The 16,284-nt window shown below is 60.7% G+C and carries 13 protein-coding genes and 1 pseudogene; 7 read left to right on the forward strand and 7 right to left on the reverse strand.

Going from position 1 to position 16,284, the window contains the following annotated elements; all coding sequences use genetic code 11:
- Positions 1-1,224 (forward strand): sodium/pantothenate symporter (gene panF / locus G5358_RS16115; protein WP_421324463.1); only part of this gene is annotated, 1,224 nt, incomplete at its 5' end.
- Positions 1,225-1,313: 89 nt separating this feature from the next.
- Positions 1,314-2,741, forward strand: a complete 1,428-nt coding sequence (locus G5358_RS16120) for a PTS transporter subunit EIIC (RefSeq protein ID WP_042080616.1) — start codon at positions 1,314-1,316, stop codon at positions 2,739-2,741.
- Position 2,742: 1 nt separating this feature from the next.
- Here the strand turns inward: G5358_RS16120 and G5358_RS16125 are convergent, their stop codons facing one another.
- Positions 2,743-3,615, reverse strand: coding sequence for a LysR family transcriptional regulator (locus tag G5358_RS16125; protein WP_216951974.1), 873 nt, complete (start codon positions 3,613-3,615; stop codon positions 2,743-2,745).
- A 100-nt stretch (positions 3,616-3,715) separates the two neighbouring features.
- Here G5358_RS16125 and G5358_RS16130 point away from each other — a divergent pair, with 100 nt between their 5' ends.
- The 3 genes from G5358_RS16130 (at position 3,716) to G5358_RS16140 (ending at position 6,866) form a co-directional block, all read left to right on the forward strand.
- The gene (locus G5358_RS16130; protein WP_216951975.1) at positions 3,716-4,732 is read left to right on the forward strand and encodes a zinc-binding alcohol dehydrogenase family protein; all 1,017 of its coding nucleotides are present in this window, start codon (positions 3,716-3,718) and stop codon (positions 4,730-4,732) included.
- A gap of 537 nt (positions 4,733-5,269) precedes the next feature.
- Complete coding sequence (prmA, locus tag G5358_RS16135; RefSeq protein WP_005338919.1) at positions 5,270-6,148, forward strand: 50S ribosomal protein L11 methyltransferase; 879 nt, start codon at positions 5,270-5,272, stop codon at positions 6,146-6,148.
- 163 nt (positions 6,149-6,311) lie between these two features.
- Positions 6,312-6,866 carry a sugar O-acetyltransferase gene (locus G5358_RS16140; RefSeq protein ID WP_267516926.1) on the forward strand — a complete coding sequence of 185 codons (555 nt, stop codon included), beginning with the start codon at positions 6,312-6,314 and terminating at the stop codon, positions 6,864-6,866.
- 380 nt (positions 6,867-7,246) lie between these two features.
- On the opposite strand, the gene G5358_RS16145 is transcribed toward G5358_RS16140, so the two are convergent.
- Positions 7,247-7,795 (reverse strand): NAD(P)H nitroreductase, encoded by a 549-nt coding sequence (locus G5358_RS16145; RefSeq protein ID WP_005338924.1) that lies wholly within the window; start codon positions 7,793-7,795, stop codon positions 7,247-7,249.
- A 114-nt stretch (positions 7,796-7,909) separates the two neighbouring features.
- Positions 7,910-9,937: an NADPH-dependent 2,4-dienoyl-CoA reductase gene (locus G5358_RS16150; protein ID WP_216951977.1), complete on the reverse strand. Its 2,028-nt coding sequence runs from the start codon at positions 9,935-9,937 to the stop codon at positions 7,910-7,912.
- 208 nt (positions 9,938-10,145) lie between these two features.
- Here G5358_RS16150 and sppA point away from each other — a divergent pair, with 208 nt between their 5' ends.
- Together sppA and G5358_RS16160 are read left to right on the forward strand one after the other, a co-directional pair.
- Entirely contained in the window at positions 10,146-11,990 is a 1,845-nt protein-coding gene (gene sppA / locus G5358_RS16155; protein ID WP_216951978.1) for a signal peptide peptidase SppA, read from the forward strand.
- 472 nt (positions 11,991-12,462) lie between these two features.
- The gene (locus G5358_RS16160; RefSeq protein ID WP_421324465.1) at positions 12,463-12,768 is read left to right on the forward strand and encodes a type 1 fimbrial protein; all 306 of its coding nucleotides are present in this window, start codon (positions 12,463-12,465) and stop codon (positions 12,766-12,768) included.
- A 78-nt stretch (positions 12,769-12,846) separates the two neighbouring features.
- On the opposite strand, the gene G5358_RS16165 is transcribed toward G5358_RS16160, so the two are convergent.
- The 4 genes and pseudogenes from G5358_RS16165 to G5358_RS16180 all read right to left on the reverse strand — a co-directional run.
- Positions 12,847-13,773, reverse strand: a complete 927-nt coding sequence (locus tag G5358_RS16165; protein WP_216951980.1) for a L,D-transpeptidase family protein — start codon at positions 13,771-13,773, stop codon at positions 12,847-12,849.
- Between the two features lie 510 nt (positions 13,774-14,283).
- Positions 14,284-15,528 (reverse strand): tetratricopeptide repeat protein, encoded by a 1,245-nt coding sequence (locus G5358_RS16170; protein WP_216951981.1) that lies wholly within the window; start codon positions 15,526-15,528, stop codon positions 14,284-14,286.
- Positions 15,529-15,539: 11 nt separating this feature from the next.
- Entirely contained in the window at positions 15,540-16,175 is a 636-nt protein-coding gene (locus tag G5358_RS16175) for an energy transducer TonB (protein ID WP_421324467.1), read from the reverse strand.
- Between the two features lie 16 nt (positions 16,176-16,191).
- Positions 16,192-16,284, reverse strand: a pseudogene (locus tag G5358_RS16180) (biopolymer transporter ExbD); the annotation flags it as partial.

Consider the following 16,284-nt stretch of genomic DNA (forward strand, 5'->3'; position numbering starts at 1 on the left):
CTGGCGATGATCCAGCTGCCCACCGTCTGGCTCACTCTGGGGGTGCTTGGCAAGAAGTTCGCCATCATCGCCCGCCGGGTCAATGCGGTGACCATCAACGACATGCTGTGGGCCCGGTACCAGAGCAAGGCGGTGGTGATCCTCGGCTCCGTTACTATCATCCTCGCCTTTATCGCGACCATGGTGGTGCAATTCATCGGCGGCGCCCGCCTGCTGGAGACCGCCACCGGCCTCTCCTACCAGCAGGGGCTGATGCTGTTTGCCAGCTGCGTGCTGCTCTACACCATCATCGGCGGTTTTCGCGCCGTGGTGATGACCGATGCCCTTCAAGGGATCATCATGCTGATCGGCACCGGCGCCCTGCTGGCGGGGATTCTGGTCGCCGGTGACGGCTTGCCAAACCTTATCCACCAGCTCAAGGAGATCGATCCCAAGCTGGTGAGCCCGCAAGGGGCCGGCGACATGCTGACCCAGCCCTTTATGTTGAGCTTCTGGATCCTGGTCTGTGTCGGGGTGGTGGGGCTGCCCCACTCGGCGCTGCGCTGCTTTGGCTATCGCGACAGCAAGGCGCTTCACCGCGGCATCCTGATCGGCACAGTGGTCAGCGCCCTGCTGATGTTTGGCATGCATCTGGCGGGCACCCTTGGCCGCGCCATCCTGCCCGGCATGGACAGCCCGGACAAGATCATGCCCTCCCTGATGATGGAAGTGCTGCCCCCCTGGCTGGCCGGGGTCTTTCTGGCGGCACCGATGGCGGCCATCATGTCCACCATCGACTCCCAGCTGATCCAGGCTTCCGCCACTCTGGTGAAAGATCTCTACCTCAACTATCTCAATCCAAAGCAGGAGAAGCTGGAGGTGCGCATCCCCCGCCTCTCCCTGCTCTGCACCCTGATCTTGGGCACCCTGGTGCTGCTGGCGGCGCTGCAACCGCCCGAGATGATCATCTGGCTCAACCTGCTCGCCTTTGGCGGTCTGCAGGCGGTGTTCCTCTGGCCACTGGTGCTCGGCCTCTACTGGTCGCGGGCCAACGGCCCGGGCGCGCTGGCCAGTATGGTCAGCGGCATCGTCAGCTATGGGGTACTGAGTCAGTGGGGGATCAAGCTGGCTGGTCTGCACGCCATCGTGCCAAGCCTCACGCTGGCGCTGGTGGTCTTTATCACGGTGAGCCTGCTGACGGCACCGCCCTCGCGGGAAGTGCGCGAGCTTTTCGGGCAGAAATAATAAAAATATAAATTAGGGGTTCCAAAACTATCCCCAAATAGGTGTTTTCCGGTTAAACTGTGCGCCAAGTCACAGAACGTAGCCGCTGTATGCCCGTTAAAGCCACTCGACAAGTCGTTACTCAAGCCCTGCAGCGGCTCGGTTATGCCCTGCTGCTGCCCGTCTCCATCCTGCCGATGGCGGCGCTGATCTACCGGCTTGGCCAACCCGACGTGCTCGATTTGGCGGTGCTCTCCCTCACCGGTCAGGCGATCTTCAGCCAGATGCCGCTTATCTATGCGGTGGCGATCGCCTTTGGCCTGAGTCGGCAGGAGCTGGGCGGACAGACGCTGGCGGGTGCGGTCAACTTCCTGCTGCTCAGCACAGCTTTCAATACTCTGGCCCCCAACCTGCACGCAGACATGATCTGCGGCCTGCTGGCGGGACTCACCACCGCCATTATCTATCCCTGGGTTCACCAGCAAACCCTGCCCCGCTGGCTGCAGATCGCCAGGGGGGAGTTTCCCAGCCTGCTGGTGTCGGCCTTGGCCTGCCTGCTGATCGCCATCCCCCTCTCGCTGCTGTGGCCGCCACTGGAGCGCGGGCTGACCCTGCTCACCTCCGAGCTGCTCACCACGCCGTTTGGCGCCTTCTGCTACGGCACCCTCAACCGGCTGCTGATCCCGCTCGGGCTGCATCAGGTATTGGGCAGCGTCATCGGCCTTGGCGAGAGCAACCTGCAGGCGCTGGCCACCGCCCAACCCCTTCATGAAGGGTATGTGGCCGGTCTCTACCCCATCATCATGTTCGGACTACCGGGCGCCTGTTTTGCCATCTGGCTGCACCGCCAGCGGATGCAGCGGCTGCCACAGGGCGGGCTGCTACTCACCCTGGCGCTCACCTCGGCACTGGTGGGTATCACAGAGCCTATCGAATTTCTGTTCGCCTTTACCGCCCCCTGGCTGTTTCTCGCCCACGCCCTGCTGACCGGGCTATCGCTCGCTGTCTGTAGCGGGCTGGGGATCAAGGTGGGCAGTTACTTCTCCGCCGGTCTGCTGGATCTGGTGCTGAGCTATCAGGCTGGGGAGCACAGCTTCTGGCTCATTCCGGTCGGTATCCTGTTTTTCGTCGCCTACACCCTGCTCTTTTACCAACTGCTGGAGCGCGCCCCCCTCAGCATGCCGAGCAAGCCCATCGCGGTGGAGCATCCGCGCCTTGCCAGCGTTGCCCCCTCAGACCCGCAGATGCTGGCGATCCAGTACCTCAAGGTGCTGGGCGGGATGGACAATCTGGTGGCGATGAGTGTCTGTATCACCCGCCTCAGCCTGCGGGTGCGCGATATTTCACTGGTGGATGAATCTCGCCTGCTGGGTCTGGGCTGCCTCTCCTGGATCCAGCTCAACGACCACCAGCTGGTGCTGGTGCTGGGCCCCAGCGCCAGCCTGATTGAAGGGCAGATCCGCATGCTGGCGGAGCGCCAGTCGGTCCCCCTCGGCCTCAAACCCAATCAGGAGTCGGCCAGCCAGAGCAGCTGGTAACTCAGGCGAACGGCAACCGCTCGGCCACGAAATCCATCAGGGTGCGCAGGGCGGGAGCCAGATGCTCCCGACTCGGATAGATAAGGTAAAACGGGTTGGCCGGAATGGGCTGATCCGGCAACACCTTCTGCAGCCGCCCCGCCGCCAAATCCCCTTCACAGACATGGTGGGGCAACAGGGCAATCCCCCCGTCATGAAGCGCCATCTCCCGCAGCGCCAGCAAGCTGTTGCTGACACAGGCCCCCTGCGGCCGCCAGCCCCCCTCCAGCAATGGCCACACCGGCATGGCCGAGTGCACCAGACAGGCATAGCGGCCCAGCTCGCTCAACTGTTGCGGCATGCCGTGGGCCGCCAGATAGGCTGGGGCCGCAACCAGATGGCGCGGCACCTGACCGATACGCCGGCAGATCAGGCTGGAGTCTTTCAGCGGCGCCGCCCGCAGCGCCAGATCGTAACCCTCGCCCACCAGATCAAGCTGCTCATCGCTCAGGGTCAGCTCCAGTACCACCTCGGGGTAAAGCGCACGAAACTCGGCCAGGATCCGGCCAAGCAGCAGGGTGCCGGTCGCCTCGGGGGCAGTGATCCGCACCCGCCCCGCCGGGGCCGAGCGCAGCCGTGCCATCGCCAGATTGGCACTGCGGGCCAGTGCCAGCAGCCCCTGACAGTGCTCCACATAGAGCTCCCCCTGCGGGGTCAGGCTCAACCTGCGAGTGGTACGCTGCAACAGCCGCACCCCGAGCTGGGATTCGAGCCGCGAGATCTTCTGGCTCACCGACGACTTGGGCATACCGAGCAGCTCGGCGGCTCGGGTAAAGCTTCCCTGCTCCACCACGGTGGCAAACAGCCCCATCAACTCCAGATCGACATTGTTCATATATTCAAACAGTCTTTACCGATTACCCATCTTAATCTTGATAATCAACCAGACTAGAGTGAGTGGCAATCCCGAACACAGCGATTTGAAAGGAAATACCATGAAAGCCATTGCCCTGACTCACTATCTGCCAAGCGACCACCCCGACTGCTTTATCGCAGCCAACCTGCCCGATCCGGTTCCGGGCCCGCGGGATCTGCTGGTGCGGGTCACCGCCACCTCCGTCAATCCGGTGGATACCAAGGTGCGCTCGCCCAAGGCAAAAATTGAAAGCTCACCCCGGGTACTGGGTTGGGATGCGGTGGGGGAAGTGGTCGCCACTGGCAGCGAAGTCACCCTGTTCAAGGCGGGCGACCGGGTCTGGTATGCCGGCGATATCAGCCGCCCGGGCAGCAACAGCGCCCTGCAACTGGTGGATGAGCGCATCGCCGCGATCGCCCCCACCAGCTTGAGCAATGTGGAGGCCGCCGCCCTGCCACTCACCGCCATCACCGCCTGGGAGACCCTGTTCGAGCGCTTCGCTCTTACCCGCGAAAGCCGTGGCAAACTGCTGATCATCGGCGGCGCCGGTGGCGTGGGCTCCATCGCCATCCAGCTGGCTCGCCAGCTCACCGTTATGGAGGTGATTGCTACCGCCTCCCGCCCCGAGAGCCGCGAATGGTGCCTCGAAATGGGCGCCCATCAGGTCGTGAACCACCACAAGTTGCAGGAGGAGCTGACCGCCCTTGGCATCACTCAGGTCGATGCCATCTTCTGCACCAACGCCACCGCCGAGCACTGGGCCACCATGGCCGGGCTGATCCGTCCGTTCGGCCATATCTGCACCATCGCCGAATCGAGCGAGCCGTGGGATCTCTCCCTGCTCAAGAGCAAGAGCGTCACCTTCAGCCAGGAGTTCATGTTCACCCGCTCCCTGTTCCAGACGCCGGACATGATCGAACAGCACCGCCTGCTCGGCCGGGTGGCGGCACTGGTCGATGAAGGGGTATTGCAGACCACCCTGACCAGAACCATCCCGTCGCTGACCCCGATCACGCTGGCTCAGGCCCATGCCGAGGTGGAAGCGGGCCGCATGGTTGGCAAGCTGGTGATCGACATGAGCGACTTTGCCAACTAAGCCCTCCAACGCACCATGATGGGATAAGTTCACCAAGGAGATGCCCCAAACGGGCACAACCAGCGGCACTCATGACTGCCTGTGGTAGGCCAACGTCCGACAATCAGCCAAAAAAGAGGCCATTTCGCGAGAAATGGCCTGAATACCTGAACATTGGGGTAACAATCACACACATATCCTTATGCAGGACATATAAGTCTTTGCATCTGGCGTGCCAACAGCAGCATGAATGCGCCAAAACGGCGTCAGCCCGTCCTTGAGCAAGGTGCCGACCTTGCTCTTTTTTTGTCTGGCAGACTGTTTACCAGGCAAACAAGTGCAGATAAAAAAATGCCACCCGAGGGTGGCAGTGAAAGATGACGGAACTTGAGCAAAGCGTTCAGCGAAAACCGGTCGTCTTCGCCTGCATAGAGCAATACAGGAACCGTGCCAATCCGGCAAAAGCCCCCGAATCCCTCCACGTCATGGGCAAACCACGACAGCACTGCCCCATGATGGTAGAATCTCGCGGTTTCACATTTATGAAGAGTCGACGCCATGCCCTGGATACAAATTCGAATCAACGCCACTGCCAAGACCGCAGACAAGGTGAGCAACATGCTGCTGGGGCGTGGAGCCCAGGCGGTGACCTTTATGGATGCCAAGGATGTGCCCGTCTACGAACCTATGCCCGGTGAAACCCCGCTCTGGGGCGAGACCGAAGTGATGGGGCTGTTCGATGCCGAAACCGACCCGGCTCCCACCATCGCCTTTTTCCAGCAGATCTTCGGCGAAAATGTCGGCTACAAGGTCGAGCAGCTGGAAGACAAGGACTGGGTGCGCGAGTGGATGGATCACTTCCACCCCATGCAGTTTGGCGAGCGCCTCTGGATCTGCCCGAGCTGGCGCGATGTGCCGAACCCCGATGCAGTTAACGTGATGCTGGATCCGGGCCTGGCCTTCGGTACCGGTACCCACCCCACCACGGCACTTTGCCTGCAGTGGCTGGACGGGCTGGATCTGACCGGTAAAACTGTGGTCGATTTTGGCTGTGGCTCCGGCATTCTCGGCATCGCCGCCCTGAAACTGGGTGCCGCCCGCGTCATCGGCATCGACATCGACCCGCAGGCGATTCAGGCAAGCCGCGACAACGCCGCGCGCAACGGCGTCGCCGACCAGATTGAGCTCTATCTACCAGCCGACCAGCCGCAAGATGTCGAAGCGGACGTGGTGGTCGCCAACATCCTGGCCGGCCCGCTGCGCGAACTGGCTCCACTTATCGCCGGTCACGGCAAAGCGGGCAGCCTGATGGCCCTCTCCGGCGTGCTGGAGAGCCAGGCCCCGGAACTGGAAACTATCTACGGCCAGTGGTTCGAGATGGACCCGACCGCCGTCAAGGAGGAGTGGTGCCGCCTCTCTGGCCGCAAACACGGCTAAACATAGCTCCCGCTCTCAAGGCGGAAAATCAGCATCTTTATCAAACAAGAGCACCCACGGGTGCTCTTGTTGTTTCTCCCCCTTTCCCACTCTGGGGGACGGTTCACGCTTCTCTGGCCAATGAGGGATTAACATCGTTCTTCCACATCATTGAGGCCCTGCCATGAGCGAATACCAGAAGATGATCAGCAGCCAACCTTACAACTGCATGGCACCCGAGTTGGCCCAGTTGCGCCGGGAGGCGGCACGGCGCTATCGCCGTTTCAATCAGGCGGAAGAGGAGGCAGAGCAGCGGGCACTACTGGCGGAGCTGATTGGCGAACTGGCAGAGAACGCCTTCATCTGCCCGCCCCTCTACTGCACCTATGGCCGCCACATCCACCTGGGCAAGGACTCCTACATCAATATGGGAGCGACCCTGCTGGACAATGCCCCCATTCGCATCGGCGCCCATGTGATGATTGGGCCAAACGTGCAGATCTATACAGCGGCCCATGCACTGGAGGCCGACGAACGAATTCAGGGAACAGAGACGGCGCTGCCGGTCACCATTGAAGACAAGGTCTGGATTGGGGGCGGTGCCATCTTGCTGCCCGGCGTAACCATAGGGCGGGAGGCGATCGTCGGCGCGGGCGCCGTAGTCACCAGAGATGTACCGGCCGGTGCTCGGGTAGTCGGCAACCCGGCCCGGATCCTGCCAGCCAAAAACAGGTCATAAGGCTGCCAACCGGGCTGCATCTTGATGCCGCCATCAGTTCACAACAGCCCCTACACCCCATAAAAATAAAGCCCAATGTCACGAAGACGTTGGGCTGTTAAAAGGTGCTACGGAATTGCGACTCTCATCGCAGAAAAATTAGAAGGAGTGCCCTTCTAAACTGGCAGGGAGATATTAGCGAATGCGCAAACGTTTTACATAGTGAAATACAACAGGATTGCGAGGTACATCGCACTATTTAAATAATTACCTGCTATGGCGCGCGAAGCCTCTTTGACCCATTTATTTTCCCCAATTTCTCTGGTTACTATTCACGGTTAAACAGAAAAGCCCCGATTTCTCGAGGCTTTGCTTCTCTCAACCGCAACGTGGCCGAAAAGTCAGAAACGGCGGACAAACTCATCGAGCGGCAGCTCGCGCAGTTTGCGTGCTTCCAGCATGGGGGTGCCGAGATAGAGGAAACCCACCAGCTGATCCTCTGCCGCCAGTCCCAGTCCCTTGTTGATCTGCTCATCAAAGATAAACCAGCCGGAGCGCCAGATGCCGTTGAAACCCTGCGCCTGTGCCGCCATCTGCATCGCCATCAAGGCACAACCGGCAGAGAGCTCCTGCTCCAGTTTCGGCACCTTGGGGTGATCCTGATAACGGGTTGCCACGGCGACGACCAAGGGCGCCCGCAGTGGCGCTTCGCTGCACTTCTTGATGCTCTCTTCATCTTCGCCACGGGCACGGGCCGCCTCGGCTAGCAGCTTGCCCAGCCGCTCACGCCCCTCCCCTTCAAACAGAATGAACTGCCAGGGGGTCAGGGTGCCGTGATCCGGCGCGCGCAGGCCCGCCTTGAGGATATTGTCGAGCACCTCACCGCTCGGGGCGGGATCGGCGAGACGGCCACAGGAGTGGCGATTGAGCAACAGGGTGAGGGCATCCATGGGCAATTCCTTCTCTGGGGCAATGATGGCGCTACCTTAGCACAGCACCGAATGAAGAAAACCCCTGAGGCTCAGGGGTTTATCGCACTATAAAGGACAAGAGGGCACGGTTGGCTAGATGACCGCAGCCAGTTCGGCGCCCTGTCTGATCGCTCGCTTGGCATCCAGCTCGGCTGCCACGTCGGCACCACCGATGATGTGCACCGGCTTGCCTGCTGCCTGCAAACCCGCCTGCAGTTCTTTAAGGGGCTCCTGCCCGGCGCAGACGATAACCTGATCCACCGGCAGACACTGCTTGGTCTCGCCCACCTGAATGTGCAAGCCCTCGTCATCGATCCCCAGATATTGCACCCCGGAGAGCATCTGCACCTTGCGGTTCTTGAGCACGGTACGGTGGATCCAGCCGGTGGTCTTGCCAAGTCCGTCACCCACCTTGCTCTCCTTGCGCTGGAGCAGCCAGATCTGGCGCTCGGGGGCGTCGATTTCAGGAGCCGTGAGGCCACCGCGCTCGCCAAGCTGTTTGTCGATGCCCCACTCCTTGAGCCAGTGATCACGGTGCCCATCGGCATCCATCTCCACCTTCTTCTCGACCAGATACTCGGCTACATCGAAGCCGATGCCGCCGGCACCGATCACCGCCACCTTCTGGCCGACCGGTTTGTGATCCCGCAATACATCGAGATAACTCATCACCTTGGGATGTTCGATGCCCGGAATATTGGGGGTGCGCGGACGAATACCGGTAGCGAGGATCACCTCGTCAAAACCGCCGCCGAGCAGGCTCTCGGCACTCTGGCGCTGGCCGAGATAGAGCTCGACGCCGCACTTCTCCAGCCGTTTGGCAAAATAGCGCAGGGTTTCGTGAAACTCCTCCTTGCCCGGGATCTGCTTGGCGAAGTTGAACTGGCCGCCGATTTCGCTGGCCTGATCGAACAGGCTCACCTGATGACCGCGCTCGGCAGCGTAGCAAGCAAAGGCCAGCCCGGCGGGGCCAGCCCCCACCACCGCCAGCTTCTTGGGCTGGGGCACGCGGCCAAAGGTCAGTTCGGTCTCGAAACAGGCTCGAGGATTGACCAGACAGGAGGCGCGCTTCTGCTTGAACACATGGTCAAGGCAGGCCTGGTTGCAGGCGATGCAGGTGTTGATCTCATCCGCCCGGTTCTCGGCCGCCTTGATGACAAATTCGGGATCCGCCAGGAAGGGGCGCGCCATGGAGACCATGTCCGCCTCGCCCCCCGCCAGAATGCGTTCGGCCACCTCCGGGGTGTTGATACGGTTGGTGGTAATGAGGGGCACCTTGAGGTGTTTTTTCAGCTCGGCAGTCACCCAGCTGAAGGCGCCGCGCGGCACACTGGTGGCAATGGTGGGAATGCGCGCCTCATGCCAACCGATGCCGGTGTTGATGAGGGTCACCCCCACCGCTTCCAGCGCCTTGCCGAGCGCAATCACCTCTTCCAGGGTCGAGCCCTGCTCCACCAGATCCAGCATGGAGAGGCGGAAGATAATGATGAAGTCGGTGCCGACCCGCTCGCGGATGGCGCGGACAATCTCCACCGGAAAGCGCATCCGGTTTTCGCTGCTGCCGCCCCAGCCATCGGTCCGTTTGTTGGTGCGCTCGCAGATGAACTGGTTGATGAGATAGCCTTCCGAGCCCATCACCTCGACGCCGTCATAACCGGCCGCCTTGGCCAACGCTGCTGTAGCCGCGAAGTCGCGAATAGTGCCGCAGATCTGCCGCTCGCTCATGGCGCGCGGTTTGAATGGGGAGATGGGGGCTTTGAGGGCACTCGGCGCCAGACTAAACGGATGATAGGCGTAACGACCGGCATGGAGGATCTGCAGCGCAATCTTGCCCCCCTCCTGATGCACGGCGTTGGTCACCTTCTTGTGCTTGCTCACCTGCCAGGGAAAGCTCAGCTGGGAACCGTGAGGCACCAGCCGCCCGCGCAGATTGGGGGCGATACCGCCGGTGACGATAAGGCCAACGCCACCACGGGCGCGCTCGGCGTAAAAGGCGGCCAGCTTGTCAAAACCGCCCTTCTCCTCTTCGAGGCCGGTATGCATGGAGCCCATCAACACGCGGTTGCGCAGCTGGGTAAAACCAAGGTCGAGCGGGGTCAGCAGGGTCGGATAGCGGCTCACGATGCCTCCAGTTAATTTTTTGTTATCAAACTGAGGCTAGAGTAAAGAATCGAAAATTCTTTTTCAAACAAATGTTTGGACAATTTTTCAGCGAACAGCCGTGCCCTGAACGAAGATAGGCGGGATCCGCCAGTCGGAAATGGCAATTTCGCCCGCAACTGGTTAATAATGGCTCTTCTCTACCCATTAACAGGGCGATAACGCGACTATGTCTATTTTCAAAGGTCTGGGTTGGTTGTTCCGCAGCCTGTGGCGCCTGCTCAATTTCACCCGGCTGATGCTGGTCAATCTGCTGTTTCTCATCGTAGTGCTGGTCATCGTCTTCAGCGTCAGCCAGAAAGAGGCGCCCAAGGCGCCCATCGAAGGGGCGCTGACCCTCAATCTCAACGGCGTGCTGGTGGAGCAACGCTCCCAGACAGATCCCACCGTACAACTGCTGCGCCAGATGGACAGCAGCGACGAGCAGCCGAGCGAGATCGTTCTCTCCGACCTGCTGTGGGCCATCAAGAGTGCCAAGGATGACGAACGCATCAAGGCGCTGGTGATCAAGCCGCAAGGGCTGCAGGGTGCCAACTTCACCAAACTGCAGGAGGTGGCGAGCGCCATCGACTCCTTCCGGGAGAGCGGCAAACCGGTGATCGCCATGGCTGACTTCTACACTCAGGGGCAATACCTGCTGGCGGCCCACGCCGATCACGTGCTGCTCAACCAGAGCGGCGCCGTGGTGATCGAGGGGCTTGGGGTCTACCAGACCTACTTCAAGTCGGCGCTGGAGAAGCTCAACATCACCCCGCATGTATTCAAGGTCGGTACCTACAAATCCTTCGTCGAGCCCTATACCCGCGACGAGATGTCTCCCGAGAGCAAAGAAGCGAACCAGCGCTGGCTGGATCAGCTGTGGCAATCCTATGTGGCTGACGTAGCCGAGCAGCGGGAGATCGAACCCGATGCGGTCGCACCGAGCAAGGATCGCTTCCTCGAGCTGCTGCGCAAGGCCGGTGGCAATGCCGCCAACTACGCCCTCGACAACGGTCTGGTGGATCAGCTGGCCACCCGCGACGAGATGACCCAGGCGGTCATTAAAGAGGTGGGTGAAGCGGACGACCACGGCTGGAAAGGGGTCGGCCTGAAAGAGTATCTGGCTGCCATTCCGGAACAATATCCCCAGAGCGGCAAGGATGAGGTGGGTCTGGTGGTCGCCAGCGGCGCCATCATGGATGGCGTCCAGCCTGCCGGAACCATCGGCGGCGACAGCCTCTCCGACCTGCTGGCCGATGCCCGCCGCGATGACAAGGTCAAAGCCGTGGTCCTGCGGGTCGACAGCCCAGGCGGCAGCGCCTTCGCCGCCGAGCAGATCCGCGCCGAGCTGCTGGCCCTGAAACAGGCAGGCAAACCGGTAGTGGTCTCCATGGGCAGCTATGCCGCCTCCGGTGGCTACTGGATCTCCGCCGATGCGGACAAGATCTTCGCCTCCCCGACCACCCTCACCGGTTCCATCGGGGTGTTCGGCATGTTTGCCACCATCGACAAGGCGTTGGCCCAGTTCGGGGTGCATACCGACGGGGTCGGCACCACAGATTACGTCGGCGTAGGCCCGACCCGCGCCCTGCCGGATCACGTCGGTCAGGCAATCCAGCTGAGCGTGGAAGATACCTACCAGCGCTTCATCGGTCTGGTCAGCAAGGGCCGTGGTCTGAGCCCGGAAGAGGCCGAAAAAGCGGCCGAAGGTCGTGTCTGGACTGGTGAGGATGCCAAGGCCCTGGGTCTGGTGGACGAGTTCGGCAATCTGGATAACGCCATCAAGGCCGCCGCCGAACTGGCCAACCTCAAGGAGTGGCAGGTCACCCCCATCGAGCAGGAGGAGTCCACCAAGGACAAGTTCCTGCGCCAGCTGTTTGACAGCAGTGCCCGCGTGCTGGCCCCCCAGTTGCAAAGCTGGCTACCGGCTGGATTTGGCAAGGCATTGGTGGAAGTGAACCGCAGTCTCGACCCGCTCACCCGCTTCAACGATCCGCAAGGCACCTACGCCTTCTGCCCGGTCTGCGTGCAGTGATTCTGCCTAGGTAAAACGCTGACTCGAGCCCAGAAAAACGGCGACCATAATGGTCGCCGTTCAGCGTGATGAGAGCCCCTGGGCCCAAGCCAAGGGGTTGACCTCATATCGACATGGTCAATGCACGGACTGCGCCTTGCGCAAAGCCTCCAGCCGCTTGACGTCGAGATGACCCCCTTGACTCTTTCAGCCCCCAAGAGCACCGCCTGCTCAACATCGATAACTACTTCTCTTTTTACTTCAGCCGCGACAAGGTTCACTCCTGCTGTTAGCCCGAGAATGGTCGAACAGCCATTGACTCATCGGCATTAACCCCATGGGCGGCCCTCTTTTTTCTCCTGCTTTCTGAATTTGCCACTCCCGAGCAGGGATCAAATAACGCTCATCCCCCACCTGACACTGTCGATACTGATAATGCGAGGCAATGAACAAGCGGGTTCCTGCCCGCGAGCAAGACAATCAGGAGGTCTGCATGAAAACAAGCGCAGTAGTGTTCACTCTCGCCACGCTGGGCATATCGATGGCAGAGACGACCCAGGCAAGTAATACAGGACGCATCGAATTCAGCGGCGCCATCGTGGAGGATGCCTGCCGTGTCAACCAACTAGAGAAGCAGATGCAGGTCACCTGCCTCTCAGGCTCCGCACAAACAACCGAAACAGTTAATTTGCAAAAACTGGCAAGAGAGGCATCCCTGAATCTCTCCCACAGCCAGGTCTTCTACCAGTGGGTCGATGATCGCCACACTATGGCAATCGTCACCGTCAGTCACAAATAACGCCCACTGCCGCTGGCAGAAACAACAACGGCGACCATAGGGTCGCCGTTGTCATTACCGGGTCTCGAGTTCAAGTCATCAGGCTTGAGGATTGAGACGGGTCGGCATGCCGGTACGCTGTTCCAGCACCTGCTTGACCACGTTGGAGTCAGACTCGGCGTGAGCGATGAAGCGGGTGATGGCCGGTGTCATCGGGAGCGGCACGGAGGCGGTGGAGTTGAACTCCTCCTCGGTCCGTGACAGCGGCTCGTGCACTTCCATGTAGCGACCGCCATCCGGCTCGACCGTGGTCTTGACCGGCTGGTTGACGAACTGGACGCGGGTACCGACCGGCACGTTGTCGAACAGATACTTGATGTCGTCGGCACGCAGACGTACGCAGCCGCTGCTCACCCGCAGACCGATGCCGAAGGTGGCGTTGGTTCCGTGGATGGCATAGAGGTTGCCGATGTAGAGGGCGTGCAGGCCCATGGGGTTGTCCGGGCCGGCTGGCCAGACCGCAGGCAGTGTGATTCCCTTCGCGGCGTAGCGACGACGAATGTTTTCGGTCGGGGTCCAGGTCGGGTTGGCGCGCTTGCGCTCTACCTTGGTGATCCAGTTCTCCGGGGTGTTCACCCCCAGCTGACCGATGCCGATGGGCAATACCTGTACCACGTTCTTCCCTTTCGGATAGTAGTAGAGGCGCATCTCGGCAACGTTGATGACGATCCCTTCGCGGGGCGCGTTGGGCAGGATCAACTGGTGAGGGATGATCAGGGTGCTGCCCGCTTTGGGCAGATAGGGATCAACGCCCGGGTTGGCTTCCATGATATTGGTCAAACCCAACTGAAACTCGGAGGCAATCTGCTCCAGCGGACGATTGTCCGCAGGCACCACATATTCCAGATTCTCACCGATCAGACGGCTGTTGGCCGCAGGCAGACGATACTCGACGGCGGCAGCCTGCTGGCTGATCAGCGCAAGTGTGCATAAAAGGGCCGAAGCGGCAGTGCGAAGGGGGTTCATAAAATTCCTGTGTGGTTTCCTGTACCAAATGGGCCGGAGGCCATCTTATCTTCGGTCTGCCGGTGGTGGGTCAACCTGCACCACGGCGCCAAATAACCGAGCGCGCATTCTTTCTCGAGTCGGCCAAAATTTCAACTTCCATATGTTGCTTTTCTTGTTAAAAGTGGCCGTTTTCGGTGTGATGCTTATCAACAGAGCAAAAGCCCCCTTGGCAAGTCGCCATTGAAAGAGAGATGTACAGCATAGCCCCCTCTCTGCGGACCAACCCCGCCCCCTTAGACCACAGCGCTGTGCCACCTGGTGTCACGGTTGCAGCCCTGGCTGAAACGTTTGTCACCTCGGAGGAGATAGGCCAATGTTGACTGTGGCACTTTCATTGGAGCGAAAAGGGGGAAAATAGCGCTTCGACTACAGCAGGGACTGGCTGCCGCCATAAAAAAACCGCTCCGAAGAGCGGTTAATGGAGCCACCAGGCAACCATAAAAGGGACTTCAAGCGTTGTCATTGGAATTACTGGACGGCCGCCTCCCCCGCCGCACCACTCTGCTCTTTGAGGAAGCTGATCCAGGGGGATGCCCGACCGCTGACGTTGCCATTCTGAGCCGCCTGGGTGAAGGCGTTGAGGGCCTCCTTCGGCTTTTGTTGCTCAAAATAGGCGACCCCGGTCAGGAACTTGAGATCCGCCCGCTGTTCACCATTTGCATTGGCTGCCGGTTTGGCGGCCAGCGCCACCAGATCCTGATAGCGTTTGCTCTGGATCATCATGCGCGCCATTTTCAGCTGCAATTCGGCGCTCGGGGCCAGCTGGTAGGACTTGGCCAGGGTGTCGATGGCCGGATCCAGCTCCTTGGCCTGATGCCAGTAGTTGGCCAGGGTCTTGTAGTTGCCAGCGCTCTGCTCAATCACCCCGTCCTTCATCCCCTTCTCCATCACCCGTGCGGCGCGATGGGGAATGCCGGTGAAGGCGAGGTAGTTGGCGAGACGCTGCAGCTCGGCAGCCTCGGTCAACATGCCGAGGTTGTAGGCCGACTCCAGCGCCGCCAGCGCCTTGCCATCGTTGCCTGCCTGCATATGCATGGCCGACAGCTGGGTCCAGTACTTCTTCTTCTCCGGGAACATGTTGACCAGAGAGGTCAGCACCTCGGTCGCCGGTTTGTACTGTTTCAGCTCGTAGTGAGCGCCCATCTTCAGCAGATACCAGGACTCCGGCGCTTTACCTGCCGACAGCTTGATCGCCTGATCCACCGCCGGGATCGCGTCACGGTACTGCTTGAGCTGCACGTGGGCGTTGGCCAGCGTGATATAGGCATGGGAGTTGGGCTTGTCATCTTTGCCCTGGTTGGCAAACCACTCCTTCATGGTCTTGATCGAGCCCTGATAATTACCCTCAGCCATATAGAGCTGGGCCAGGTTGTAGCGCACCTGCTGGGCCACCGGTGGCGGCAGGCCGCCTGTCGCGATGGCATCGGCAAAGTACTTGGTCGCCTGACCGTATTTCTCCTGCTGGGCGGCCACGAAACCGAGAGTCTGCAATATGACCCCCTTGTCGTAGACCCGATCACCCACGCTGGAGAGAGCCTCCTGCAATCTGGCATTCGCCAGACCGTATTGCTTGTCAGTGATCAGCTCCTGCGCCTTGTTGACCGCCCGATAGGCCCGATCCGACAGGGCCGGCTGCTCGGCGGCCCAACTGGCGGTGCTGAGCAGCACCGCCATGGCGACCGGGGCGAGGATCATCTTGTGTAACTTGTTCATCGCCACCTTCCTTAGTTGACCGCAAACTCGATCTCTTGCTGCATACGGCTCGCCTGCGGCTTGCCATCCACCATGGCCGGTTTGAACGTCCACTTGGCGATGGTTTTGCGCGCCTCTTTGCCGAGGTCATAGCTGCGCGGCTCTTCCTTGACGATCCGCACGTTGCTGACGGTACCGCGCTCGGTGACGGTGAACTCCACCAGCACCTTGCCGGAGGCCAGCCCCGCCAGTGCCGCCTTGCGGGGCATCATGGGCTCGAAGGTTGCCAGCGGAATGGCGCCGTTGTTGCCACCGACGCCGCCACCACCGCCGCCGGAGCTGTAAGCACCCAGCGCGTTGCCACCACCGATGTTGACCGGGATGTCGAGCTTGGGCATGTCCATCGGCGCGCTCTCCATCTTCGGCCGATCTGTGCTGGCCACTTCCATCTCGGGAGGCGGCGGCGGACGCTTGGGCGGCGGCGGTTTGGGCAGCTCCCGCTGTTTCTCTTGCAGGGTCTCCTGGGGCTTGAGGCGGATGAAATCGGTCATGGTGACGTCATCCTTCTCCACCAGCTCCCGGTGATCCGGTGTGATCAGCTTGTTCATTCCCAGAAACAGAAAGAACACCACCACACAGGAGACCGCCAACGATATCAGGTATCTCATAGGTCTCTCTCCGGCATCAGCTGCTCTTGTCTGCCGCGATGGAGATGTTCTGGACACCGGCCATGCGGATCTGATCCATGACCTGCACCACCAGACCGGAACGGGATTC

This window comes from Aeromonas sp. 604176 (genome assembly GCF_049170755.1).
In the GTDB taxonomy this organism is placed as follows: domain Bacteria; phylum Pseudomonadota; class Gammaproteobacteria; order Enterobacterales; family Aeromonadaceae; genus Aeromonas; species Aeromonas veronii_A.